19 protein-coding genes are annotated in these 25487 nt (G+C 67.2%); 8 read left to right on the top strand and 11 right to left on the bottom strand.

The annotated features are described in order from the left end of the window. Positions 1 to 104: 104 nt before the first annotated feature. From ACZK0Z_RS02995 to ACZK0Z_RS02980, 4 genes are all read right to left on the bottom strand, one after another. Positions 105 to 1475, bottom strand: coding sequence for a pyridoxal-phosphate dependent enzyme (locus ACZK0Z_RS02995; RefSeq protein ID WP_197632509.1), 1371 nt, complete (start codon positions 1473 to 1475; stop codon positions 105 to 107). 300 nt (positions 1476 to 1775) lie between these two features. Continuing rightward, positions 1776 to 2012 (bottom strand): HP1242/YdcH family protein, encoded by a 237-nt coding sequence (locus ACZK0Z_RS02990; protein WP_005407964.1) that lies wholly within the window; start codon positions 2010 to 2012, stop codon positions 1776 to 1778. Between the two features lie 324 nt (positions 2013 to 2336). Beyond that, positions 2337 to 3221 carry an OmpA family protein gene (locus tag ACZK0Z_RS02985; protein WP_005407962.1) on the bottom strand — a complete coding sequence of 295 codons (885 nt, stop codon included), beginning with the start codon at positions 3219 to 3221 and terminating at the stop codon, positions 2337 to 2339. Continuing rightward, positions 3218 to 3583 carry a DUF4398 domain-containing protein gene (locus ACZK0Z_RS02980; RefSeq protein WP_005407961.1) on the bottom strand — a complete coding sequence of 122 codons (366 nt, stop codon included), beginning with the start codon at positions 3581 to 3583 and terminating at the stop codon, positions 3218 to 3220. Before ACZK0Z_RS02980 ends, ACZK0Z_RS02985 begins: the two co-directional genes overlap by 4 nt. Positions 3584 to 3704: 121 nt before the next feature. Between ACZK0Z_RS02980 and ACZK0Z_RS02975 the strand changes: the two genes are divergently transcribed. The 3 genes from ACZK0Z_RS02975 to ACZK0Z_RS02965 all read left to right on the top strand — a co-directional run bounded on the left by ACZK0Z_RS02975 (position 3705) and on the right by ACZK0Z_RS02965 (position 7701). Continuing rightward, positions 3705 to 4832, top strand: coding sequence for a PilT/PilU family type 4a pilus ATPase (locus ACZK0Z_RS02975; protein WP_004141526.1), 1128 nt, complete (start codon positions 3705 to 3707; stop codon positions 4830 to 4832). Positions 4833 to 4940: 108 nt separating this feature from the next. Continuing rightward, positions 4941 to 6224: a putative DNA modification/repair radical SAM protein gene (locus ACZK0Z_RS02970; RefSeq protein WP_049427967.1), complete on the top strand. Its 1284-nt coding sequence runs from the start codon at positions 4941 to 4943 to the stop codon at positions 6222 to 6224. After that, entirely contained in the window at positions 6205 to 7701 is a 1497-nt protein-coding gene (locus ACZK0Z_RS02965) for a UdgX family uracil-DNA binding protein (RefSeq protein ID WP_049427971.1), read from the top strand. The genes ACZK0Z_RS02970 and ACZK0Z_RS02965 overlap by 20 nt, the downstream gene beginning before the upstream one ends. 33 nt (positions 7702 to 7734) lie before the next feature. Here the strand turns inward: ACZK0Z_RS02965 and maiA are convergent, their stop codons facing one another. Both maiA and ACZK0Z_RS02955 read right to left on the bottom strand, forming a co-directional pair. Beyond that, positions 7735 to 8418 carry a maleylacetoacetate isomerase gene (gene maiA / locus ACZK0Z_RS02960; RefSeq protein ID WP_197632510.1) on the bottom strand — a complete coding sequence of 228 codons (684 nt, stop codon included), beginning with the start codon at positions 8416 to 8418 and terminating at the stop codon, positions 7735 to 7737. A gap of 14 nt (positions 8419 to 8432) precedes the next feature. Then, a complete protein-coding gene (locus ACZK0Z_RS02955; RefSeq protein WP_197632511.1) occupies positions 8433 to 9422 on the bottom strand; it encodes a fumarylacetoacetate hydrolase family protein in 990 nt (329 codons plus the stop codon). Positions 9423 to 10312: 890 nt separating this feature from the next. Between ACZK0Z_RS02955 and ACZK0Z_RS02950 the strand changes: the two genes are divergently transcribed. Continuing rightward, positions 10313 to 11734 carry a DEAD/DEAH box helicase gene (locus ACZK0Z_RS02950; protein ID WP_049432238.1) on the top strand — a complete coding sequence of 474 codons (1422 nt, stop codon included), beginning with the start codon at positions 10313 to 10315 and terminating at the stop codon, positions 11732 to 11734. Positions 11735 to 12279: 545 nt separating this feature from the next. On the opposite strand, the gene ACZK0Z_RS02945 is transcribed toward ACZK0Z_RS02950, so the two are convergent. Together ACZK0Z_RS02945 and ACZK0Z_RS02940 are read right to left on the bottom strand one after the other, a co-directional pair. After that, positions 12280 to 14874 (bottom strand): M14 family zinc carboxypeptidase, encoded by a 2595-nt coding sequence (locus ACZK0Z_RS02945; protein WP_197632512.1) that lies wholly within the window; start codon positions 14872 to 14874, stop codon positions 12280 to 12282. Positions 14875 to 14948: 74 nt separating this feature from the next. Then, the gene (locus ACZK0Z_RS02940) at positions 14949 to 17588 is read right to left on the bottom strand and encodes a TonB-dependent receptor plug domain-containing protein (RefSeq protein WP_459004475.1); all 2640 of its coding nucleotides are present in this window, start codon (positions 17586 to 17588) and stop codon (positions 14949 to 14951) included. A gap of 192 nt (positions 17589 to 17780) precedes the next feature. Here ACZK0Z_RS02940 and queD point away from each other — a divergent pair, with 192 nt between their 5' ends. Then, a complete protein-coding gene (gene queD, locus ACZK0Z_RS02935) occupies positions 17781 to 18143 on the top strand; it encodes a 6-carboxytetrahydropterin synthase QueD (protein ID WP_049432246.1) in 363 nt (120 codons plus the stop codon). Positions 18144 to 18259: 116 nt separating this feature from the next. Further along, entirely contained in the window at positions 18260 to 18607 is a 348-nt protein-coding gene (locus tag ACZK0Z_RS02930; RefSeq protein ID WP_049432249.1) for a phasin family protein, read from the top strand. Positions 18608 to 18968: 361 nt separating this feature from the next. On the opposite strand, the gene asnB is transcribed toward ACZK0Z_RS02930, so the two are convergent. Next, entirely contained in the window at positions 18969 to 20870 is a 1902-nt protein-coding gene (asnB, locus tag ACZK0Z_RS02925; RefSeq protein WP_197620158.1) for an asparagine synthase (glutamine-hydrolyzing), read from the bottom strand. Positions 20871 to 21220: 350 nt separating this feature from the next. Here asnB and ACZK0Z_RS02920 point away from each other — a divergent pair, with 350 nt between their 5' ends. Then, entirely contained in the window at positions 21221 to 21910 is a 690-nt protein-coding gene (locus ACZK0Z_RS02920) for a winged helix-turn-helix domain-containing protein (RefSeq protein ID WP_459004477.1), read from the top strand. Then, positions 21907 to 23253 carry an ATP-binding protein gene (locus tag ACZK0Z_RS02915; RefSeq protein WP_197620157.1) on the top strand — a complete coding sequence of 449 codons (1347 nt, stop codon included), beginning with the start codon at positions 21907 to 21909 and terminating at the stop codon, positions 23251 to 23253. Before ACZK0Z_RS02920 ends, ACZK0Z_RS02915 begins: the two co-directional genes overlap by 4 nt. On the opposite strand, the gene ACZK0Z_RS02910 is transcribed toward ACZK0Z_RS02915, so the two are convergent. Together ACZK0Z_RS02910 and ACZK0Z_RS02905 are read right to left on the bottom strand one after the other, a co-directional pair. After that, complete coding sequence (locus tag ACZK0Z_RS02910; RefSeq protein WP_049432256.1) at positions 23250 to 24719, bottom strand: sensor histidine kinase; 1470 nt, start codon at positions 24717 to 24719, stop codon at positions 23250 to 23252. The two genes, ACZK0Z_RS02915 and ACZK0Z_RS02910, sit on opposite strands and share 4 nt — an antisense overlap. Then, a complete protein-coding gene (locus ACZK0Z_RS02905; protein ID WP_005407947.1) occupies positions 24716 to 25435 on the bottom strand; it encodes a response regulator transcription factor in 720 nt (239 codons plus the stop codon). Before ACZK0Z_RS02905 ends, ACZK0Z_RS02910 begins: the two co-directional genes overlap by 4 nt. Positions 25436 to 25487 lie beyond the last annotated feature (52 nt).

The raw sequence follows: 25487 nt of genomic DNA, 5'->3' as shown, positions 1-25487 counted from the left end.
CGAAGCTCGGCGCCGTCGAAGGTGCGGAAGTCTACCAGCGCGGCCTTAACGACCTTTGACGCGGATAAACCGGGATTCAGCAGCGAACGTCTGCGATCAGCGGCTTACTGCACGCGACGGCGCAGATAGTTCAGCAGGTCGATACGGGTGATCAGGCCCAGGAAGGCATTGCCGTCCATCACGATCGCCACCTGGCCGCGGTCAAACACCGGCAGCAGCGCCTCGATCGGCGACTTCACGTCCAGCCGGTCCAGCTTGCTGACCATCGCCGTGGCAACGGTGTCGCGGAAGCGTGCTTCGTCACCATAGACGTGCAGCAGCACGTCGCTTTCGTCGACGATGCCGACCAGCTGGTCACCGTCCATCACCGGCAGCTGCGACACGTCGTACAGCTTCATGCGCTGGTAGGCGGTGGTCAGCAGGTCGTTCGGTCCGATCACGACAGTGTCGCGCTGGCCGTACGGGCGCAGGATCAGGTCGCGCAGGTCGCCATGCTGCGGGCGCTGCAGGAAACCGTTGTCCAGCATCCAGTAGTCGTTGTACATCTTCGACAGGTACTTGTTGCCGGTATCCGGCACCAGCACCAGCACCTTCTTCGGCGTGGTCTGCTCCTTGCAGTACTTCAGGCCGGCGGCCAGCAGGGTGCCGGTGGACGAGCCACCGAGGATGCCTTCCTTGCCCAGCAGTTCGCGCGCGGTGTGGAAGCTCTCGGCGTCGCTGATGGCATAGGCCTTCTTGACGCGGCTGAAGTCGGAGATCGACGGCAGGAAGTCCTCGCCGATGCCCTCCACCAGCCAGCTGCCCGACTTGTCGTTCAGATTGCCGTCGTTGATGTACTCGGCCAGGATCGAGCCGACCGGATCGGCCAGCACCAGCTCGGTCTTCGGCGACAGCTTGGCGAAGGCGCGCGACAGGCCGGTCATGGTGCCGGAGCTGCCGCAGCCGAACACGATGGCGTCGAGGTCGCCGCCCATCTGCTCCAGGATTTCCGGGCCGGTGCCGAATTCGTGGGCAGCCGGGTTGTCCGGGTTGCCGAACTGGTTGATGAAGTAGGCGCCCGGGGTCTGCTCGGCGATGGTCTTGGCCAGGTCCTGGTAGTACTCCGGATGGCCCTTGGCCACGTCCGAGCGGGTCAGGCGGACTTCGGCGCCCATCGCCTTCAGGTTGAAGATCTTCTCGCGGCTCATCTTGTCGGGAACGACCAGGATCAGCTTGTAGCCCTTCTGCTGCGCGACCAGAGCCAGACCCAGGCCGGTGTTGCCGGCGGTACCTTCCACCAGGGTCGCACCCGGCTTCAGGTCGCCACGCTGCTCCGCCGCCTCGATCATCGACAGGCCGATGCGATCCTTGATCGATCCGCCCGGGTTGGCGCTTTCGAGCTTCAGGTAGAGCTCGCAGACGCCGCTGTCCAGGCGCTGGGCCTTGACGATCGGGGTCTGGCCGATGAGTTCGAGGACGGAAGAATGAATGGGCATTCGGAGGACTTTCGGTTCGCGCCGCGGAGGGCCGGACCGGTGATTATCCGTCGGATGGCGATGAATGTCAGGTCGGCGCGGAGACGGGCCACAAGCCCGCAAAAAGAGATGCGGACGGCCCCGGATCGACGAGGAGACCGGTACCGCCCGCATCGGTGAGTGGTGCCTGCAGGCCAAGGCACCACCGCCTGTGGTGCCTTGGCGCGGCCGCCTCATCGGCGGTGCCGCGATGCCGGGGCAGGAGCGCCCGGCGGGGCCATCGATGGCCGGGTCACGCCGTTCCGAGCGTGACGGGGTGCGTCAAAGCGTGGGGGACGTCGTTGGGAGCGGTGTTTCGTACATTCGCAGAAGTCGTTGCTTGGCCAGCAGCTTCTCGCGCTTCATGCGACCCAGGGTGACATCATCGATCGGGAGTACACCCAACTCCGCGTCCATGCACTTCTTGTTCAACTTGCGGTGCTGGTCATGGAGTGCCCTGAACTCCGGATCACGCGCGCGACGTGCGTCGATCTCGCTCTGGGGCTGATCTTCAAACATGATGGACCTCCTTCGACAGATACACGAACGCCCCGGCCACAAGGCACGGGGCGTTGTTCATGGAGGAGCGCCGGTCGATGGCCACCTGGACGCCTGCAACGACCTGCGGCACTGGCCTGCGCACGTCGATCTGCTGCGGTTCGCGCCCTGCTTGCATCGGCCCGGCCCTCCCATCGTCCGGTCCGCGGCATTGCGTCCCGGACGATTGACCCTACGCCTGCTCAAGGCGGGGTACAAGACCCCTGCGTCAAAAAGACCGAACCCCGCCGGGGCGGGGTTCAGGCTGAATGCTCATCGCAACGAAAAACAAACGATATCAAGCAATTACGGGGCGATGATGACCTCGGCCGAACGTGCCTGGGTGGAGGCCGCCTTCTTGCCGGCGAGCTGGATCCGGTTGCTCGCGACACCGGCCGCGACCAGGGCATCGCGCAGCGCTTCGGCACGCTTCTGGCCTACGCCGTTGGCACTGTCGTAGGCCTCGATGCGCAGGCGGCCCTTCTTGCCGATGTTCAGGTATTCGGCCAACGCCTTGGCCTGGTTGCGGGCGCCGCCGGACAGGCTGGAGGCGCCGGCGGCAAACGCATCGCCACGGAAGGTGAAGACCTCGCCGCGGCCATCGAACTTCGAGCCCGGCAGCTTCTGACCGGACACCAGCTCGGCTTCCTCGCGGGCCAGCTTGGCGGCGTTCTGCTGGGCAGCGCTGAGGCGCTGCTGCTGCTTGCCAGCCACGCTGGTCAGGGCGTTCTCGGCGTCCTGGCGGGCCAGGGTTTCGGCCTCGGCGGCCTGGCGCAGGCGTTCAGCCTCCTCGGCCTGCATCTGTGCCTGCATGCGCAGCTGTTCGGCCTCCTGGCGGGCGCGCGCGGCGTCGCGGCGGCTGGCCTCGATCAGCAGGTCGCTGCGGGTCCGCTCCAGGCGGTCGACCTCGCGGGCGGCCAGCGCGGTACGCACGGCCGTCTCGGCGATCTCCACCCGGCGCTCGGCCAGGTAGGTGGCCAGTTCCTGGTCGCGGCGCTTGGCCTTGTCCAGGGTGGCGATGGCCTGCTGGGCCTGCATGCGCTCGAAGGCGCCCAGCTCAGCGGTATCCGGGTTGGCCTGGATGGCCATCAGGCGCTGGCTCAGCTGCGCCACCATCGGGTTGTCAGCGGCCACGGCCAGCGTAGGCAGCGCCAGCAGCGCGGCCAGGGTTGCGGCAGTCATCGGCTTCACCGGCGATCCTCCCCGGTCGACAGCTGGCGTTGCAGCTGGTTGACCTCGTTGCGGCGCAGCTGCAGCTGGGCGGTCACGGTGGCTTCCTCGCTGCGCACGCGGGCCAGGTCGGCATCGGCGGCGGCACGCAGGGCCATTGCCGGGGCGTTCTTGCGCTCGCGGCGGTCGCCGGCGGCGCGCTGGGCCTGCTCCAGCCCCTGCCGGGCCAGCCCGATCAGGTCCGGGGCGTACTGGTCGGCATCGGCCTGGGTGGCCTTGTCGACCGCCTGCCGGGCCTGGGCCAGTTCCATCGCGCCATCCTGCGCCCAGGCGGGGGCAGACAGTGCGAATGCAAACGCCATCACATACAGGCTGTGGCGCATTCGTGCGAAGCTAAGTCGTTTCATTGGGGAGGCCGTACCGGTTGTCGGTTCACGGCCATTGTCGTCAAGCCGACACCGTGCTGGCAACGGGCGTCGGCCGTTTCGTTGGGGAAAATTCGCAATGGATATCGGCTACTTCCTGAAGCTGATGACCGAAAAGAACGCTTCGGACATGTTTCTGACCACCGGGGCACCGGTCTACATCAAGATCGAGGGGAAGCTCTATCCGCTGGGCAACACCGGCCTGCCGCCGGGCATGGTCAAGAAGATCGCCTACTCGCTGATGGACGAAGGCCAGGTACCGCAGTTCGAGCGCGAGCTGGAACTCAACATGGCCATCGCCCTGCCCGATGCCGGTCGTTTCCGCGTCAATGTGTTCAAGCAGCGCGGTGAAGTCGGCATGGTCATCCGCGCCATCCGCAGCCGGATTCCGAGCATCGAAGAGCTGAACCTGCCGCAGGTGCTGAAGGACGTCATCATGACCCCGCGTGGGCTGGTGCTGGTGGTGGGGTCCACCGGCTCGGGCAAGTCCACCTCGCTGGCATCGATGATCGACCACCGCAACAGCACCACCACCGGTCACATCCTCACCATCGAGGACCCGATCGAGTACCTGCACAAGCACAAGATGTCGATCGTCAACCAGCGCGAGGTCGGGCTGGACACCCATGCCTTCCACAACGCGCTGAAGAACGCGATGCGTGAAGCGCCGGACGTGATCCTGATCGGCGAGATCCTGGACGCGGAAACAATGGAGGCGGCGATCGCCTTCGCCGAGACCGGCCACCTGTGCCTGGCCACCCTGCACTCCAACAACGCCGACCAGACCATCGAGCGCATCCTCAACTTCTTCCCGGAAAGCGCGCACAAGAACGTGCTGATGAACCTGGCGCTGAACCTGCGCGCGGTGATCAGCCAGCGCCTGGTGAAGAACAAGGAAGGCCGTCGCCTGCCGGCCACCGAAGTGCTGCTCAACACGCCGATGATCCGCGACCTGCTGCGTCGCGGCCAGGTGCACGAGATCAAGGCGGCGATGGAAGCATCCCTGGAAGAGGGCATGGAGAGTTTCGACCAGTGCCTGTTCCGGCTGGCCAAGGCCGGCACCATCGAGCAGGAGGAAGCGCTGCGCGCCGCCGACTCGCGCGACGGCCTGGCGCTGAAGTTCCGCCTGTCCGAAGGCAGCAGCGGCGAGCACGATCCCTACGCGGATTTCTCTGCGGGCGCGCCAAGCATCACCCACGGGTTCTGATCCGCGCAGCTCTTTCGACACCGGTAGCGCCGGGCCATGCCCGGCGCAAGCCTGAAGGATTCAGGGCCGATCTCATCCATTGAGACCGCTCATCCGTAGGTTTCCGCAATGGAAACCATCCGCAAGCTTGCCATCCTGGCTGACGCCGCCAAGTACGATGCCTCCTGCGCCTCCAGCGGCTCGGGCAAGCGCGACTCACGCGCCAGCGGCGGCATCGGCAGCACCGAAGGCATGGGCATCTGCCACAGCTACACGCCGGATGGCCGCTGCGTATCGCTGCTGAAGATCCTGCTGACCAACTTCTGCGTCTACGACTGCGCCTATTGCGTCAATCGCGTGTCCAGCAATGTGGCCCGCGCGCGTTTCAGCGTGGACGAGGTGGTCGCGCTGACCCTGGATTTCTACAAACGCAACTACATCGAAGGCCTGTTCCTCTCCAGCGGCATCATCCGCAATGCGGACTACACGATGGAGCAGATGGTGGAGGTCGCCCGGCGCCTGCGCGAGGAACACCGCTTTGCCGGCTACATCCACCTCAAGACCATTCCCGAAGCGTCGCCGGAACTGCTGGCCAGCGCCGGGCGCTACGCCGACCGGCTGTCGATCAACGTGGAGCTGCCCACCGAAGCCGGGCTGAGCGCGCTGGCACCGGAGAAAACCGTACAGTCGATCCGCGGTGCGATGGGCGAGCTGCGCTGGCGCATCGAGGAAGCCAAGGAGGCACGCAAGGCCCCCGCCGCGGTGGCGCCGACTGCAAGCCGCGTCGCACGCCCGCGCCCTCCCCGTTTCGCCCCGGCCGGGCAGAGCACGCAGATGATCGTCGGCGCGGACGGGGCGAACGACCAGCAGATCCTGGCAAGCGCCGAGAGTCTGTACGGCAACTACCGCATGCGCCGGGTCTACTACTCCGCGTTCAGCCCGATTCCGGACGCCAGCCGGCAGCTGCCACTGCAGCCGCCACCGCTGCAGCGCGAACATCGCCTTTACCAGGCTGACTGGCTGCTGCGCTTCTACGGCTACGGCGTGGATGAGATTACCGACACCACCCAGGACGGCATGCTCGACCTGGATATCGACCCCAAGATGGCCTGGGCGATCCGCCACCCAGAACGCTTCCCCGTGGATCTCAACCGCGCGCCGAAGGAAATGCTGCTGCGCGTACCCGGGCTGGGCGTGCGCAATGCAGAGCGCGTGCTGATGGCGCGCCGGCACGGGCGCCTGCGCGTGGCGGACATCGCCCGCCTGAAGGCGCCGATGAGCAAACTGCTACCGTTCGTGCTGCTGGCCGACCACCACCCGCGCAGGGCGCTGGACGATCCGGCTGCGCTGCGCGCCCAATTGGCCCCACCGCCCCGTCAGGGATCGCTGTTCGATGCCCTACCGTCAGCCTGACACGCAGCGCTGGTCGCTGCGGGTGGACCCGCCGTGGTCGCTGGAGGCCTGGCGCAACGGCGCGCGCGATGCCCTGTTGCGCGGCATCGCACCGGAACAGCTGGACTGGCTGGAGGGCAGCGACGCATCACTGCTGGATGCGCCGGCGGTCAGCTCCGCGCCCGTGCTGGCCGATGCCGGCGTGCCGAACGTACCGCGCGACTTCCTTGAACTGGCGGCCACCTGCCTGTGCCACCGCGATATGCAGCGCATGGCCCTGTTGTACCGGCTGCTGTGGCGCATCACCCATGGCGAGCGCTCGGTGCTGTCCAATCCCGCCGATGCCGACGTGCTGCGCGCAACCGCGCTCGCCCAGGCCGTTCGCCGCGATACCCACAAGATGAAGGCGTTCGTGCGCTTCCGCGAAGTCCCCGGCCAGCCCGAGGCGTTCATCGCGTGGTTCGAACCACAGCATCACATCGTCGATCGGGTGGCGCCGTTCTTCGCGCGCCGCTTCACCGGCATGCGCTGGGCTATCCTGACACCGTCACGCAGCGTGGCATGGGATGGGCAGGCACTGGCGTTCGGCCCCGGCGCACGACGCGAGGACGCCCCGGCCGAGGATGCGCGCGAGGCCCTGTGGCAGACCTATTACGCCAGCATCTTCAATCCCGCGCGGCTCAACACCCGGATGATGATGCAGGAGATGCCGGTCAAGTACTGGCGCCACCTGCCCGAGGCGCAGCTGCTGCCGCGTCTGGTGCGCGATGCGGGCGATCGCGTGCAGGAAATGCATGACCGGCCAGCGCAGGCACCGCAGCGCAGGATTCCCATGCGTGGGGATGCTGCGTCGGCGCCCCCCGATACCGGCAGCCTTCAGACGCTGCGACAGCAGGCCAGCGCCTGCCGCCAGTGCCCGCTGTGGGAGACCGCCACGCAGGCGGTGTTCGGCCAAGGGCCGGCCAATGCGCGGGTGATGGTGATCGGCGAGCAGCCGGGTGATACCGAGGATCTGCGCGGCCAGCCGTTCGCCGGCCCGGCTGGCCAGCTGCTGGACCGTGCCCTGGCTGAGCTGGGAATCGATCGCGCCGCGCTGTACCTGACCAATGCGGTAAAGCACTTCCACCATGAGCGCCGCGGCAGGATCCGGCTGCACAAGCGTCCGGAAAGCCGCCACATCCAGGCCTGCCGGCCGTGGCTGATGGGCGAGATCGCGCGGGTGCGGCCGCAGATCATCGTCTGCCTGGGCGCAACCGCGGCAGCCTCGGTCTTTGGCCGGGATTTCAATCTGTCGCACGACCGTGGACGCTGGCATACGCTGCAGGACGGCACCCGCGGCTATGCCACCGTTCATCCGGCGTGGGTGCTCCGGCAGGGCGATGATGCCCGCCGCGAGGCCGGCTATCGGCTGTTCCGGGAGGACCTTCGGCAGATGCTGCGAGGGGATGGGGAATCCGCCGGGCATGGCCCGGCGCTTCCACGGGCCGGGGACCGGTAGCGCCTGGCCGCGCCCGGCGAGCGAAGCGGCCCGTCAGGCGGCGTCGAGCTGGTTCTCCGGGCGCGCGCGCTCGAAGGCCTCCAGTGCCTGGCAGGCGGCCTCGATGCGGCGCAGGGTCGGGTACGGCGCCAGGTCGAGGCCGAAGCGGTGGGCGTTGTAGAGCTGCGGCAGCAGGCAAAGATCGGCCAGGCCGGGGCGGTCGCCGTGGCAGAAGGTGCCGGTGTCGCGGCTGTTGGCCAGCATCGCTTCCATCGCGGCAAAGCCTTCGGCGATCCAGTGCAGGGTCCATTGCGTGCGGGCGTCGGCCGGCAGTTGCAGGTCGCGTTCCAGGTACTGCATCACCCGCAGGTTGTTGATCGGATGGATATCGCAGGCCACCAGCTGGGCCAGCGCCCGCACCCGCGCGCGGCCGGCGGCGTCGGCCGGCAGCAGCGGCACCTGCGGGAAGCGCTCTTCCAGGTACTCGACGATCGCCAGTGACTGGGTCAGCGTGTGCCCATCGTGCAGCAGGGTCGGCACCAGCTGCTGCGGATTGAGCGCGCGATAGGCGTCAAGGTGCTGCTCGCCACCGTCGCGGACCAGGTGCACCGGCCGGGCCTCCCAGGCCAGGCCCTTCAGCTCCAGGCCGATGCGCACGCGGTAGGCGGCGCTGGATCGCCAGTACGTGTACAGCACGATGCCGTCGTCGACCGGGCCGTCGTCAACCAGGATGTCCATCGCCGCCTCCATGCTCAGGGCTTGGCCGCCTGTTCGATGCGCTGTTCGATCGCACCGAAGATGCTGTTGCCGGCGGCGTCGAGCATCTCGATGCGGACCACATCGCCGAACGACATGAACGGCGTGCTCGGCTTGCCATCGCGCAGGGTTTCCACCACGCGCTGCTCGGCGAAGCACGACGCACCCTTGCTGGTGTCTTCGTTGGCGATGGTGCCGGAGCCGACGATGGTGCCAGCACCCAGCGGGCGGGTCTTGGCCGCATGCGCGACCAGCTGGGCGAAGTTGAACTGCATGTCCACGCCCGCTTCCGGCGCACCGAACCACTGGCCGTTGATGTGGGTCAGCAGCGGCAGGTGCACCTTGCTGTCCTGCCAGGCATCACCCAGCTCGTCGGGGGTGACGAACACCGGTGACAACGCCGAGCGCGGCTTGGACTGCAGGAAACCGAAACCCTTGGCCAGCTCACCCGGGATCAGGTTGCGGAGCGAAACATCATTGACCAGGCCGACCAGCTGGATGTGGCCTGCGGCCTGCTCCGGGGTGGCGGCCATCGGCACGTCGTCGGTGATCACCACGATCTCCGCTTCCAGGTCGATGCCATAGTCCTCGCTGACCACCTTGACCGCATCACGCGGGCCGTAGAAACCTGCGCTGGTGGCCTGGTACATCAGCGGGTCGGTGTAGAAGCTCTCCGGCACCTCGGCACCACGCGCACGGCGCACGCGCTCGACGTGCGGCAGGTAGGCGCTGCCGTCGACGAATTCATAGGCGCGCGGCATCGGCGCGGCAAGTGCCTGCACATCCAGATCGAACACGCCGTCGGCGCCGCCGGCATTGAGCGATTCGGACAGCGCGTTCAGGCGCGGCGCGATGTGGCTCCAGTCCTCCAGGGCCTGCTGCAGGGTGGCGGCAATGCCGGTGGCGCGCACGCCGTGGCGCAGGTCACGCGAGACGACGATCAGGGTGCCGTCGCGGCCGCCTTCCTTCAAAGAACCAAGCTTCATGGTGGGTGTCCGGAGTCGTGGGCAAACAAGTTTCAAGTGTAATCAAATCTGCGGCGACGCCAAGCTGCAGCGCGGCATCGGCCCACCCTACCGTAATGGGGGGTTCGGCAGGGTTGCACCCTGCACCTGCTTCAAGCCAAGGCAACGGCCGAAGCAACAGCAACAACGGGCATTCCGTGGGATGGCGGGACACTGTGGGTTTGCGGGGACGCCGTAAACCCGTCCCTGGGGGCTTGGTCGCGGCATCCATGCCGCTCACACCCCGCAAACCCACAGTGCCCCGCCTTCGACAGTAGGCCGGTGGCCAGTAGATCCACGCCATGCGTGGATGAATCTCCATTGAAATCGAATATTTCGACAATTGAACGAAGAGCATCCACGCACGGCGTGGATCTACCGCAGATCGCGGGAAACTGTCGAAGGCGGGATGGGTCCGGTGGCGGGAGTGTCCGCGGCATGGATGCCGCGGCCAAGCCCCCATGGATGGGTTTACGGCGTCTCCCGCCACCGCCCCCCCCCGCCATCCCTCAGGAAACCCGCCTTTGACGTTGACGTTGACGTGGCTTCGGCCTCTGCGGGTGCAGGGCTCAGCCCTGCAGAGAGCCCCCTATCTGAACGGGGCTTTTTGCGCGAGGTCTCAGCCATCGGTTAGACTAGGCGGGTCTGCAGCGGCCGTCCGTTTCCCTTCGGGATCGCCGGCGTCCGGGGTCCGCCCCGTCGCCCGCCCCCACTCCGACACCGTTCGTCACGCATTCCAGCCTGCGCTCCGCGCCGGCTGCACCCAACTTCTCGCAGCGCGGTTCACGGGAACGCTCCGAGTCAGCCGATCAGTTTGATCTGCCCCCGTCTGTCCGTTCGGACAGGCGTTTCTTGTACTTGGAGCAAACTCAATGTCTTTTGAATCGCTGGGCCTGGCGCCCTTCCTGCTGCGTGCGCTTGCCGAGCAGGGCTACGAAAACCCGACCCCGATCCAGCAGCAGGCGATCCCGCTGGCGCTGGCCGGTCGCGACCTGCTGGCCGGTGCACAGACCGGTACCGGCAAGACCGCTGCCTTCGGCCTGCCACTGCTGCAGCACCTGGGCACCGCCTCGCAGGAAGTGCGCAGCGGCCCGCGCAAGCCGCGTGCGCTGATCCTGGCCCCGACCCGCGAACTGGCCACCCAGGTGCACGACAGCCTGCGCGGCTACAGCAAGTACCTGCGCATCCCCAGCGCATGCATCTACGGCGGCGTCGGCATGGGCAACCAGCTGGACATCCTGCGCCGTGGCGTGGACCTGCTGGTGGCCTGCCCGGGCCGCCTGATCGACCACCTGGAGCGTCGCAGCATCGACCTGTCCGGCATTGAACTGCTGGTGCTGGACGAAGCCGACCGCATGCTCGACATGGGCTTCCTGCCGTCGATCAAGCGCATCCTGGCCAAGCTGCCGAAGCAGAACCGCCAGACCCTGCTGTTCTCGGCCACCTTCGAGGACAACATCCGCCAGCTGGCGCTGGAGTTCATGCGCAACCCGGAACAGATCCAGGTGACGCCGAAGAACACCGTGGCCGAAACCATCACCCATCGCGTGCACCCGGTCGATGCCGGCCGCAAGCGTGACCTGCTGCTGCACCTGCTGGCGCAGGACAGCCGCGAGCAGACGCTGGTGTTCGCCCGCACCAAGCACGGCAGCGACAAGCTGGCCACGTTCCTGGAAAAGTCCGGTATCAAGACCGCGGCGATCCACGGCAACAAGAGCCAGGGCCAGCGCCTGCGTGCGCTGGGCGACTTCAAGGCCGGCCGCGTGACCGTGCTGGTGGCCACCGACATCGCCGCGCGCGGCATCGACATCAACGAGCTGCCGAAGGTGATCAACTTCGACCTGCCGATGGTGGCCGAGGACTACGTGCACCGCATCGGTCGTACCGGCCGCAACGGCGCGACCGGCCAGGCGATTTCGCTGGTGGCGCAGGATGAAGTGAAGCTGCTGCGTGCGATCGTGCGCCTGCTGGGCCGCGACATGGACATCCGCGATGTGCCGGGCTTCGAGCTGCAGGTGCCGATCCGCTGGGGCAACAGTGCACCGGGCAAGGCCGAGCACGATACCGGCGAGCGCGCACCGCGCAAGAGCCATGCACGCCGTCCGCACGGTGATGCACCGCGCCATGCGCATGCGGGCCCGAAAAAGGCCGGTGGCGGCCGTCGCGAGGGCGGTGGCAACGGCCAGCAGCGTGCAGGCGCCGGTGCCGGCCAGGGCCAGCGTCGTGGTGGCGGCGGCAATGGTGGCGGCCGTGGCCGCGGCCAGGGTGGCAACGGCGGCGGTCGCGCCGGCTGATCCCAGCTGACATGGTTGGTGCTTCCCGCTGCGCGGGGGGCTTATCGAGGGACGGCGCTGACGCGCCGTCCTTTTTTTTGTTGCGGGCTACCGGGTGATAAAGCACGCGGTGGCAGTACCGAGGGCGAATGGGCATGGGGGCAGCGCAGAACACGCCGTAAATACGTCCATGTAAGCTCGATGGCGCCATCCATGGCGCCAACGGTTCTGCGCTGCCCCCATGCCCATCCGCTTCAAGCATTGCCTGCGCCTTCTTCTCCCGCCGGGTAGCCGGGAGAAGAAAGATCAAATTCAAATTCAAATTCAAAGTCAGAAGCCGAAGCCGCAATTCCTGGCTTTGCCTTTGCTTTTGCTTTTGCCCTTGCTCCCGCCTTGGGGTCTGATGCGTCCGCGCCCGCAGGAAACTGTCATGGGAGGCAGGGGGCCTCAGCCAGGACCGTTGGCGCCAAGGATGGCGCCATCGAGCCCCCATGGATGGGTTCACGGCGTGTCCTGGCTGAGGCCCCCTGCCTCCCAAGCACAACAACAACTCGGCGCCAAACGCCTCAACCCCGCGCTTTACTCGGATTCACCAGATTCCCGAAGAAGATCGCGTTGATCAGCAGCCGATCCGTCCCGTGCCAGTACTTGCGGTGCGCCGGATCATCGGCAAACAGCACCACGTTGCCCTGCCCCTGCGCCGACACCAGCAGCCATGCGCTGCCCGCCACCCGCGTGCGGTTACGCTCGGACAGGTAGCCGTTCACCCGCGGCGGCGTATCGATGCGCACCACCGTCGAGAACGGATTCGCGCTCGGCTGCAGCGTCACCGTGTTCTCCTTGTTGATCGCCAGCTGCCGGCGCGGCACGCCGAACGCCAACGGATGGCTGGTATCGACATCGGCACTGAGGATGTTGCCGCTGACCCGCTCGATCGCAGCAATGTCGCGCTGGTCGCCGAACGCACGGCGGCTCTCGTCAGCAGCCTCTTCTTCCTTGCCAAGCTTTTCGCCGTCGGCAAGCTTCTGTTCGATCGCCCACTTCGATGCACTGCCGTAGGTCACCAGCGAGCCACCGGCCTGTACCCAGCGCTTCAAGGCCGTCACCGCCGATGCGTCGACGGCGGCATAGCTGCCGCCAGACAGTACGATCGTGGTGTAACGGTCCAGCGACACCTTGCCCAACTGCTGCGGATCCAGCTTGCTGGCTGGCAGGCGCAACTGCTGGTCAAGCAGGAACCAGGCCGAGCCGATCTCGGTGGCCGCCACGCCCTCGCCCATCACCAGTGCGACGGACGGCTTGCGCAGTGCCTTCACGCCATCGCTGCCGAGGTCGATGCCCTCGCGGCTGCGGCCGCTGGACAACGCATGCACCTGCACGCCGGCATCGCGTGCGGCAGCACTCACTGCATCCAGCAACGCCGTGCCCTGCAGTGGTTGTCCAGCCACCGGAATGACGATGCTGCCGGCGGCGAAGCCGGCCTCGCCCTGTGCGGTGGAAGCGGTGAACGGCTGGAACGTTGCGCGTGTGCTCAGGCCCTTGGCCTGCAGCACGGCCAGTGCACGCCCGGCGTTGTAGTCGCGCCAGTCGATGACATAGGCGAAGCCAGCCTGTCCACCCAGCACTGCGCCCTGCTCCGCTGGCAGCGCTGCCACGCGGGCGCCACCGTCGATGCGGCTGCGGCTGCCGGCGAACGCCACACCATACGCCGGCGCGATCGCGTAACTGGTGCTGCCGTAGAACACGTCGCCCTTGATCGGCGGCGTCTCTGCGAAGATCGAATGCACCAGGCGGAACTGTGCCTGCTGCACCGGCACCACATAGGCACTGCCCACCTCGAAGCGCTGCCCATCGATGGTCACCGCACGATCCAGCGAGCGCACCTCGATGCGATGCAGCAGCAACAGTTCCAGCAGGCGGCGGGTCAACGCCGGATCATGCGCATCTCCAAACACGAAGCTCTTCACCGGCTGCTGCGCGGCCTGCTTCAACGCGCTCTGGAAGAACTGCTTCTGCAGGTCGAACAGCCCAGTGCGCTCGGCCACCGCGCCACGCACGGTGCCCAGCCCGGTGGCGACCTGGTTGCGGATGGTGAACGGGAAGGTCAGCAGGCCATTCACCGATTCCTGCACGCGGCCACGCGAACTGGCCTGCTCGACGGTCACGCCGACCGCGCCGTGGAAGTCCGGATAGGTGGAGCCGTACACCGGCGAGAAGTTGTCGAAGTTCTCGCCGGTGTAGTACAGCGAACCCAGCGCATCCAGCGCCTGTGCGTGGTACTTGGCCAGGGTCTTGTTGAATTCATACGATGCCGCCGGGATCAACGGGCTGTGCATGCTCTTCGGCGAAGGCTCGAAGTAGTACGTGCTGTCCTTGCCCATTTCGTGGAAATCGATCTGTACGTTCGGATACCACTGATGGAACACCTCCACCTTCGGCCGTGAGTCCTGCTGGGTCAGCGCAAGCCAGTCGCGGTTGAGATCGGTGAAGTAGTGGTTGGTGCGGCCCTGCGGGAATGGCTCGACGTGTTCCTTGTCGGCGGGGTCGGCCGAGGCTGGATCGGACGCCCAGGCGTTGTGCCAGTTGGCGGCGCGGTCGCGGCCGTCAGGGTTCTGCGCCGGATCGAACAGCACCACCGCCTGCTGCAGCCATTGCTGGGTTTCTGCGCTGCGGTTGGCCACCAGGTAGTAAGCGGTCAGCATCGCCGCTTCGGCGCTGGAGGTTTCGTTGCCGTGCACGCTGTAGCCCAGCCACACCACCACCGGGCTGTCGCCGGCCGCACTGCGTGGCTGCGCCGGATCGACCAGGGTCGCGTGCTGCTGGCGGAGCTGCTCCAGCCGCGCATGATTGCCGGCGGCGGTGACCGTTGCAATCAACAGCGGGCGGCCTTCGTAGCTGCGCCCGATCTCACGCACGCTGATCCTGTCCGAGCGCTTCGCGAGTTCCTGGAAGTACGCCACCAACTGGTCGTGCCGGGTGTAACGACTGCCGATCGGATAGCCAAGGAACTGTTCCGGCGTGGGAATGGACGTATCGAACGTGGCCACTTCGGTGGACTGCGGGAAGAAATACGCACTCTGTGCCTGCGCCGGCTGCGGCGAGGACAGCGCGGTGGCGGCGGCGATCAGCAACGGAAGAACGGCACGACGATGCAAGGACACGGTGACTCCCCAGGAACCCAACGGCAGACAGTCGCGCGGCCGCCCCCCGGAGGTGACCGGCCGCAACGGATGGATCAGAAGCGGTAATCGAAACCGAGCGTGAAGTAGCGGCCGCGCAGGTCGTACTGGCTGAAGTCGTACGGCGCGCGGATGCCCGGGAACGAGGCGTCGTACGGCGGCGTCTTGTCGGCCAGGTTCTGCACCTTGGTGTACACGGTCAGCTTGTCCACGCCGGTGTAGGCCAGGTAGAGGTCGTACTGGCTGTAGCTGCCGACGCGCGTCTGCACGGCCTTGGCCGCGGTGCTCGCTTCCTGGCGGTAGCCGCTGGTGTAGTACCAGGTTACGGCTGCGTTGAAATCGCCGTACTTCCAGTCCAGCGTGGTGGTGGCCTTGTCCTTGGGCAGGGTCGCGCCGAGGTTGCTGCCGGCGTAGTCCACCAGCGGGCCACCGACCACGGTCGGGCGACGGTAGTCGCGCACGTGGGTGTAGGCCGAGGACACGGTGAAGTCACCCAGCGCAGCGGTCGGGATGCGCTGGCGCAGTTCGACGTCGATGCCCGAAGTCTTCAGCTCGCCCAGGTTCTGGTAGCGGTTGTAGACCGCCTGCAGCTTGCCGCGCTCGTCGCGCTGCACCGCGCCAGCCACATTGTCGTTGACCAGGGTCTGGGTGTTGTTGGTGCCGACCAGGTTGTCCAGCTGGATACGGTAGTAGTCCACGCTCAGGTTGGTGTTGGCCCACGGCGACAGCACCACGCCGAAGTTCACGCTTTTGGTGCGTTCGGGCTTCAGTTCGTTGTTGCCGACGGTGAAGAAGGTCGGGTTCTGGCGCGAGCCCGGCACGTCCGGGTCACGCGGGTCGACCACGCTGCCGTAGGCGATGCTGGTGCTGTTGGAGTTCTCCGACAGCGACGGTGCACGGAAGCCCTTCGAGGCCGACGCACGCACCAGCAGGAAGTCCAGCGGCTGCCAGCGCAGGCCGATCTTCGGCGAGAAGGCATCGCCGAAATCGTCGTAATGGTCGGCGCGCGCGGCGGCGGACAGCTCCAGCGTCGAGGCCAGCGGCACGTTCACTTCGGCGTAGGCCGCACTGACCTGGCGCTTGCCGTGCACTTCGGCAATGGCCGGGCGCACCTGCAGGCCGGCATCGATCTGCCACGGGTTGTTGGAATCGAGCTTCTCGCGGCGCCACTCGGCACCCGCAGCGAAGCCGATCTCGCCGGCCCAGGTGTGGCCCAGGCTGCCGGAGATCTTCGCGTCGATGCCCTGCAGCTTGGATTCGGCCGGGCGCAGCGTGGCGATGTTGATCGAGTCGCGTACCGACTGCGGCGTCGCCGCCGGGTTCAGCAGGTTGTAGCTGCCCGAGGCCAGTGCATCGGCCAGCGCCCAGCGGTTGGCGAAGCCACCAGAGACGCTCTCGCGCTCGCTGCTGCGTGCACCGAACGCAGCCACTTCCCAGTCCCACGACGCGGTGGTGCCACGCAGGCCGAACACGCCGCGGTAGGCGGTGGAGCGGTTGGTCTTGATCGTGCCGCCGAGGTCGAAGAAGGTGTACTCGATCGGGATCGCACGGCCGTACGGGTTGTAAGGATTGTTGGCCGGCAGCAGCGACGACACCGGCTCCGCCAGGCCGCTGTTCGCGTTCAGTGCGAAGCGGCCACTCTCCAGGGTGAAGAACGGGCTGCTGCCGAACCACGCGGCACTCTTGATCTGGCTGTACAGCACTTCGCCGAAGGCTTCGACGTTGTCGTTCAGGCGGAAGGTGCCGTTGGCATAGGCCTGGTAGCGCTTGGTCGAGGGGATCAGCGTGGTGAACGGTGCCTGGTTGAAGCCGCAGGTGTCACCGGCCAGGCCGTCGATCGGTGCGCTGGCGACGCGGGTGGTACCGGCCGGGCAGTTGCCGCTGGCATCGAGCATCGGTACCGACACGCCGTTGACCAGGTAGCGCGCGCCCTTGGCCGACCAGCCGTTCCAGCGGCCACCGGGCTTGTCGGTGTAGATGCCGCTGCTGGTCAGGTTGCGCTCGTCCTGATCGAGGCGCTCGCGGTTGTAACCCTGCAGGCTGAAGAGGATGTTGTAGCCATCGGTGTCGAGGTCGCCGAGGCCACCGACGAACTTCAGGTTCTGCTCGTGCAGGCCGCCCTGGTCGGCGCCGCCGAAGCTGCCGCCGATCTCGGCGCCTTCGAAGTTCTGCCGGGTGATGATGTTGACCACGCCGGCCACGGCGTCGGAGCCGTACACCGCCGAGGCGCCGTCCTTGAGCACTTCGATGCGCTCGACCGCGACCAGCGGCAGCGCGTTGAGATCGACGAAGGTGTCGGACAGGCCACCGGCCGGGAAACCATAGTTGGCCAGGCGGCGGCCGTTGAGCAGCACCAGCGTGTTCTTCTGCGACAGGCCGCGCAGGCCGATGCCGGCCGAGCCGGACGCCCAACCATTGTTGGTGGTTTCGTTGCTGGCGTTGCCGGTGTTGGCCGAGATCGAACGCAGCACGTCAGCCACGGTGGCCTTGCCGGTCTGTTCCAGCTGCTGGCGGCCGATCACCTGTACCGGGTTGGAGGCCTCGGTATCGGTGCGCTTGATGTTGGAACCGGTGACGCGCACAGCGGCCAGGGTGCTGGCTTCGCCACTGGCATCGGCGGAGTTTTCGGCGGCGGCGGACAAAGGCGCGGCCAGAGCGACGGCCAGGGCCGCCACGAGCAGGGTGTGCTTGGGCATGACGATGTGGGGGAGGTGGTAAGGGCGATGAAGTTCCGCAGTAGTCCATGCCTGGCCGGGGTCCGGCCAATAACATCTCTTCATACGGATATAAGAGAAACTATCATCTCTTCATCCGGATGAAAAGACTTTCTTCACGAAAGACCAACATCCACTCAGGCTGCGCGGCTGCCCGCGGCGTACAATCGCGCCATGGAAATCTTCAAAGTCTTCATGCTCGAGGCGGCGCACCGCCTCCCCAACGTGCCGCCGGGGCACAAGTGCGCGCGCCTGCACGGCCACTCGTTCCGGGTGGAACTGAAGGTCGAGGGCAAGCCCGGTGCGCAGACCGGCTGGATCATGGACTTCGGCGACGTGAAGGCGGCCTTCCAGCCGATCTACGACCGCCTGGACCACCACTACCTCAATGACATTCCCGGCCTGGAGAACCCCACCAGCGAGAACCTGGCAGTGTGGATCTGGAATGAACTCAAGCCCAGCCTGCCGGCGCTGAGCGAGATCACCGTGCACGAAACCTGCACCTCGGGCTGCCGCTACCGCGGCCCTACCGTCTGATCAAGCCATTGATCTGAAAGGTTTTTCAAAGGCGCCCTGGGCGCCTTTGTTATTTTTGTTGCAATGCGGCATCAAGGGCGTATGCTGCAATGCATCAAGCCACTTCCTGATCCCCCATGGCCGCCGCCTTCAGCGATCGCTTCAGTGATGCCACCCGCCAGCTCGCAGCCGCGGCAACGCGCGCGAACCGGTTGGCGTTGGAGAACGCGGAAAGCATGTTCGGCGTGCAGCTGAAGGTGATGGAGCGCAACCTGACCGCGACCGGCGGCTGGCTGGGTGAACTGGCCCGCGGCGAAGATGCGGCCGGGACGCTCTCCAAGGGCGCGCAACTGTGGCAGGACAACCTGCAACGACTGGGCCAGGCCCAGCAGGACATGGTCGGTCTCGGCCTGCAGGCCAGCAAGGCCTGGTCCGAACTGGCGCAGGGTTACAACGCATCAACCGCGGACGCGAACAGTCACTGACGCGACGCAACGCTCATTGCATGGGTCCCTCCCCCCATGCAATCCGGACCCGGCAGATCCCTCCCTCTGCCGGGTCTTTTTTTGCCTGGCGTCCGGATTGCAGAGCACTTCTTCGTCTCACTTCTCTGCGAACTGATTGGCCCCGCCGGGGCGGGCAGGGGCCTGGGCAAATGTCCCCCGGCGCCGGCCGTTGGCCGTCACCTCCTCCTTTACTTTGCCCAAACCCCTGCCCGCCCCGACGAGGCTCGGCGTGCGGTGGGTAGAGCGCAGTGCTCGCGGCAGCCTTTCAAGGAGGCGCCGGAGGACATTCGTACGCAAGGGCCTCCGCCCTGCGCTACGCACAACACACCGCGAGGGAACCTCAGCGCCCGCGATTACCGTGCCAATGCTTGTGCCACGCCTGGAACATCAGCACGTTCCACAGGTGCGTGTGCCACTTGCGCTCACCGCGCAGGAACGCCTCCCAGATACCGCGCACCCGCGCCGCATCGAAGCAGCCCTGGTTGCGCAGCAGCTGCGGGTCCAGCAGCGCCTCCGCCCAATCGCGCAGCGGGCCGGCCAACCAGCGCGCCATCGGCGGCCCGAAGCCGCGCTTGGGGCGATACACCAGCGGTTCGGGCAGGTAGCGCGCCAGCAGGTGCTTGAGGATCAGCTTGTGCTCGCCATCGTGGTACTTCAGGTGCTGCGGCAGGCGCCAGGCCAACCGCACCACCTCCATGTCCAGCAGCGGTGCACGCGTTTCCACACCCGCCGCCATGCCGGCACGATCGACCTTGGCGAGAATGCCTTCGGCCAGGTCCATGCGGAAATCCAGCAGCTGGATGCGCGCCTCGGCCGGCAGCGCGGTGTCCTGCTGCTGGAAGATCGTCATCGGCTCGCGTGCGCCCAGCACCACCTGCGCCGGCTGCCGCCAGCGCGTCACGCGCTGCAGGTAGTGGCCTTCCACGTCGTTGGCAGCGACCTCGGCCACCAGCGCACGCCAGCCGCCGAGGCGGCCACGCTCCACGTTCATGCGGTTGCCGCTGCGCCGTGCCAGGTCACGCACCCAGTCCGGCAGGCCACCGCACAGGCGTGCATTGCGCAGCGCGCGGCCGTAGCTGGGGTGACCGAAGAACAGTTCATCGCCACCATCACCGGTCAGTGCAACCGGCTTGCGAGCGCCCAGCAGTTCGCTGGCGAGCAGGGTCGGCAGCTGCGAGGCATCGGCGAACGGCTCGCACCAGACCTGCGGCAGGCGCTGCAGCAGGTCCAGGCCCTGGCGCGCGTCCATGCGGTGCAGGTGATGCTGCACGCCCAGGTGGCGCGCGACCTGCGAGGCCCAGTCGCTCTCATCATGGCCGGGATCGTCGAAACCGACCGTCCAGGCTTCGATCGGCAGGGTCGACTGCGCCTGCATCATTGCAGTTACCAATGAAGAATCGGTGCCACCGGACAGGAACGCGCCGCAGGCCAGCGGCGAGTGCATGCGTGCGGCAATGGCCTTCTGCAGTACCGCTTCCAGCTGGTCGGTGGCCTGCTCCAGGCTGGGTTCCGGCTGCAGTGGTTCCTGCAGTGCGCTCTGCATCGCTTCGCGTGCGCACCAGTAGCGTGAGCCGCCCTGTGCGGCCTGGCTGGAACCGCCAGCCGCATGGTCATTCAGATCGATGCGCAGCATCGCGCCTGCCACCAGCTTGTGGATGCCGCGGTAGATGGTGTGTGGTGCCGGCACATAGTCATGGCGCAGCAGCAGGCTCAGCGCATCCTGGTCGATGCTCGGCGCGAAACCGGCGAAGGCCTGCAGCGCCTTCAGCTCGGAGGCGAACAGGAACTGGCCCTGGTACCAGCCGTAATACAGCGGTCGCTCGCCGACCGGGTCGCGGACCAGCCACAGTTCGCGCGACTCGCGGTCCCATACGCTGAAACCGAATGCGCCCTCGATGCGGGAGAGCGCCCGCTCCACGCCCCATTCGACGATCGCCTGCAGCAGCAGCCGGGCATCGCTGCAGCTGCGCGGCAGATCGCGCAGCTGCGACTGCAGGTCGGCCCGGTTGTACAACCGGCCATCCAGGCACAGCACGTAACGACCACAGTCCGAACTCAGGGGCTGCAACGGCGTATCGGTGGGCGCCCGGCAATGGCCCAGCGCCAGGCCGGCCTCGGCGTCGGTCCAGTAGCCGATGCGGCCACGGCCGCGCTGCTGCAGGGCGCGCAGCATCGGCGCCAGCTGCTGCAGCAGGTGTTCGTCCTCGGCGGGCGGCAGCCAGGCCCCGACCACGCCGCTCATCGGGCACCTCCGCAGCGGCAGCGGCGGGAAGGGTTCAGCAGGCAGGCGGCGGCGGGCGACATGGGAACGGCACGCGGAGCGGAGGAGACTCCATGCTCGGCCCGCCCCCGGCCCCGCGTCAGTCGCTTTGCTGTCAGCGATGGTCACCGCATGTATCACGAAGGTAACGTTTTGTAACGGCAACAGGCTATGCTGGACGCCAAGTTGTTGCCGGGCCTGAGGCTCGGCCCGTGCGCCAGCAACCCCGGCTGAATGGCGCCCGCCCCCGGGACCCGGGCGGCCCGAAGGCTGGGATAGCATCGCCGCGCTCGTGCCGTGGCGGTACGTTTGCGTCCACGGAGGCCTTGAAAATGCTGGATATCGTACTGGTCGAAGACGATGCCCGCCTGGGTACGATGGTCAGCGACTATCTGCAGCGGCATGGCTACCAGGTGGCCCACGAGCGCAGCGGTGAGCGTGCGGTGACCCGGATCCTGGCCGAGAAGCCGGCTCTGGTCCTGCTCGATGTCGGCCTGCCCGACCAGGATGGTTTCGAAGTGTGTCGGCAGATCCGGCCCCACTATGACGGCATCATCTGCGTGCTGACCGCCCGCACCGACAACATCGACCAGGTACTGGGACTGGAACTGGGCGCCGGCGATTACATCGGCAAGCCGATCGAACCACGGGTGCTGCTGGCCCGCCTGCGCGCCCACCTGCGCCGCCACCGCCGGGTCGAGCCGCGCGACGGCAGCCTGCGCTTCGGCGAGCTGAACATCGACCCGTCCACCCGCAACGTGCACCTGCAGGGCGCCCTGCTGGAACTGACCACCGCCGAGTTCGACCTGCTGTTCCTGCTGGCCAGCAACGCGGGGCAGATCCTCGACCGCGACGCGCTGCTGCGCGGCCTGCGCGGGATCGCTTTCGACGGCCTGGACCGCTCGATCGATGCCCGCATCTCGCGCCTGCGCCGCAAGCTGGGCGACAACCCGGAGCAGCCGGAACGGATCAAGACCGTGCGCGGTCGCGGCTACCTGTTCAGCCGATCGGCATGGGGATGAAGCGTACGCCCTCGGCGATGCGCGGCCACGCCTTCCACTTCCTGCGCTACGGCATCGGCTTCCTGGTCGCCCATCTGCTGCTGATCGTGCTCGGCCTGTGGGCCTGGGACGCGCTGCTGGAAGACCGCACCGAAGCCGGCCTGCAGGCCGAAATGCGTGGCACCCATGCCCTGCTGCAGCACCGCTTCGCCGAAACCCCGCGCGAGCAGTGGCCGACGCTGGCGCGCGAACTGGACGCCGACTTCGCCTATGCCCTGCGCATGGTGCCGTTGGCCGAGGCGATGAAGGAGCTGCCGGCCAGCCAGCGCCCCCCCTTCAACAACGGCCGCGTGCAGATCGACCTGGAGCACATGCGCAGCCTTCAGCGGATCGGCGACAGCGACTATGCAGTGATGCTGGGGCCGTTGGACGAAGCGCTGCCCGACGAGGGCTGGCAGGACAGCGAAGTGTCCGGCGTGGCCATCCTGCTGCTGATCCTGATGGTGGCCGTGGCACTGCCGATGTACGTGATGGTCTACCGCCTGTGGCGCGACGTCTCGCAGTTGGCGCAGGCGGCACGGCAGATGCGCGACGGACAGCTGGACACGCGTGCGCCACGCGCCGGCACCGCGCTGGTGCGGCCGCTGGCCAATGCCTTCAACCATATGGCCGAGCAGCTGCAGCAGCTGCTGGAAAGCCAGCGCGTATTGGCGCAGGCGGTGGCACATGAAGTGCGCACCCCACTGGCACGGATGCGCTTCGGCCTGGCCGACCTGGAAGACACCGCGCTGGACGAGATCCAGCGTGATGCCCTGGGCGGCCTGCGCACCGATGTCGATCGGCTGCAGCACCTCACCGATGCCGGCGTCGAGTACGCCGCACTCGGCCGCTGCCATCAGCTGACCCGGCAGCGCCTGCAGCTGGCGGCACTGGTACGCGGTGTGGTCGCCCAGTTCGCGCCGTTGCCGATGCCCGTGCAGCAGGCGCTGTCGCCGGTCGGCCTGGTCAACGTCAACCGGCACATGCTGGAACTGGCATTGCGCAACCTGCTCGGCAATGCCCTGCGCTACGCACGACGCCAGATCCGCATCGCCAGCACCGTCAACGACGGCTGGCTGTGCCTGCAGGTGGAGGACGATGGCCCCGGCATCGCGCCCGAGCTGCGCGGCCAGGTACTGCAACCCTATGTGCGCCTTGACCCGGGCAGCCCCGGTTTCGGCCTCGGCCTGGCCCTGGTGCAGGTGGTGGCCGACAAGCACGGCGGCCACGTGGAGGTGACCGATTCGGAGCTGGGCGGTGCCTGCATCCGCCTGCACCTGCCGCTGGAAAGCGGCGGCGTGGTGGAGTGCGAGGCGACCTGCTAGGCCGCCGGTTCCGCGCGCGGCAACGCAAACACGAACAGCGCGCCGCGCTCGCTGTCATGCAGTTCGATGCGACGGCCGTGCAGCTGCACGATGCGCTGCACGATCAGCAGGCCCAACCCGCCGTTCTCGCCACGTCGCGCGCCGAGCGCGGCCGGTGCCTGGAACAGCTGCGTGCGCAGTGCAGGGGCAACACCTGGACCATCATCGGCCACGCTAACCTCCACGCTGTCCGGCGTCGCGCACAGGCGCACCTCGATCCGGCCCCCCTCGGGCGCATGCCGCAGCGCGTTGTCGAGCAGGTTGGTCAGCACCCGCTCGACCAGGCCCAGATCGGCGCGCACCGGCGGCAGGCCTGGCGGGAAATCCGCGTGCAGGCGCTGGTTGCGCGCCTGCGCAGCCAGTTCGAATTTCTGCAGCACGTCCTGCAGCAGTTCCGGCAGCGCGAACACCTCCCACTCCAGCCGCACTTCGCCGTGCTCCAGCCGTGCCAGCTCGAACAGCGCGCGTGCCAGCCGACCGACCTTGGCACTCTGGGCCAGAGCGATACCGAGATAGCGGCGGCGCTCGTCCGGTGACAGCGTGGCATCCTTCAATGCCAGCGTTTCCAGGTAGCCGTGCAGCGACGACAGCGGCGTGCGCAGGTCGTGCGAGATGTTGGCGACCAGCTCGCGCCGCTGCAGGTCCTGCTGGCGCAGCTGCTGCCATTGCTCACCCAGCCGCTGCGCCATCTGCGCGTGCGCGTGTTCCAGGATCACCAGTTCGTCGCGCTCACCGGGGCGCAGCGGCTCGGGCGGCGGCAGCGGCGTCGGCGCATCGATATCGAAGGCCTGGATGCGCCGGGTCAGCCGCCGCAACGGGCGGGTCACCCAATAGAACGCTACCAGCCCGGCCAGCAGGCCCAGGCTGCCGACCAGCATCACCGACCACAGCGTGGTGTTCCACTGGCTGCCGGCGGCAAGGTCGTCGGACAACATCTGACGGTGTTCGCCGACCAGCACCACGTACACATAACCGGCCTGGCGACCCTGCACGATCAGCGGCGCGGCACTGAACACCTTGCGGCCATCCGCGCTGCGCGGGTCATCGCCGAGGATCGGCAACGGTGCACCGGCCAGCAGCCGGCGCAGCGGTGCCACGTCCACCCGGTTGCGCACCAGATGGCCTGTGGGCGCATCGTGGCCGAGGATGCGCCCCTGGTCGTCCAGCAGGTAGACCTCGACGCTGGGATTGACCGCCATCAGCTGGCCGAACAACGCGCGCACCGCGGCATCGCGCATGCCGCTGGTGTCCATCAGTTCGCTGCGCTGGGCGATGTGCTCGGCAAGGCCCAGCGACAACCGCTGCACCACTTCCTGCTCGTGGCGTGTATTGGCGCGCATCTGCAGCGCCAGCAACGCCATGCAGCACATCAGCATCAGCGCGGCGATCACCGCCGCCAGCTTCTGCCACAGGTTCGGCTTGATCATGCCGCCGCCCCGGCCGGATCGACCAGCTTGTAGCCGCGCCCCCACACCGTCAGCAGCCGCCGCGGGTTGGCCGGGTCCGGCTCGATCTTGCTGCGCAGCCGATTGATGTGGGTGTTGACCGTGTGCTCGTAACCGTCGTGCTGGTAGCCCCACACCTGGTTGAGCAGCTCCATGCGCGCGAACACCTGGTCCGGATGACGGGCAAAGAACAACAGCAGGTCGAACTCACGCGGGGTCAGCTCCAGCGCGTTGCCATCCACCGAAGCGGTGCGCGCGACCGGGTCCAGCTGCAGCCCGCCCAGCTCGATCGCACCGGCATCGATGCGCGCGCTCTGCGCCATCGCCTCGGCCCGGCGCAGCAGCGCACGTACGCGGGCCACCAGTTCCGGCATCGAGAAGGGCTTTGCCAGGTAGTCATCCGCACCCAGTTCCAGGCCAACGATGCGCTGCGTTTCGCTGCCACGCGCGCTGATGATGATGATCGGCACATAGCGCGCCATCGCGCGTGCACGCTGACAGACCTGCAGGCCGTCCACGCCGGGCAGCATCACGTCCAGCACCAGCGCATCCCATGGCCCTTCCTGCTCAAGCAGGCGCAGGCCGGCGTCGCCGCTGGCGGCATGGGCGACGTCGTAGCCCTCATCGCCCAGGTGCATGCGCAGCAGGTCGGCGATGTGGGCGTCGTCTTCAACGATCAGCACGCGTTTGGTGGACATCGGCAGCTCGGGGCCAGTGGGGAGGCTGCCCGCATTGTGGCGCGGGACGGCC

The organism is Stenotrophomonas sp. 116085_Sma, from assembly GCF_056479585.1.
This window is presented reverse-complemented; position numbering and strand designations above follow the sequence as displayed.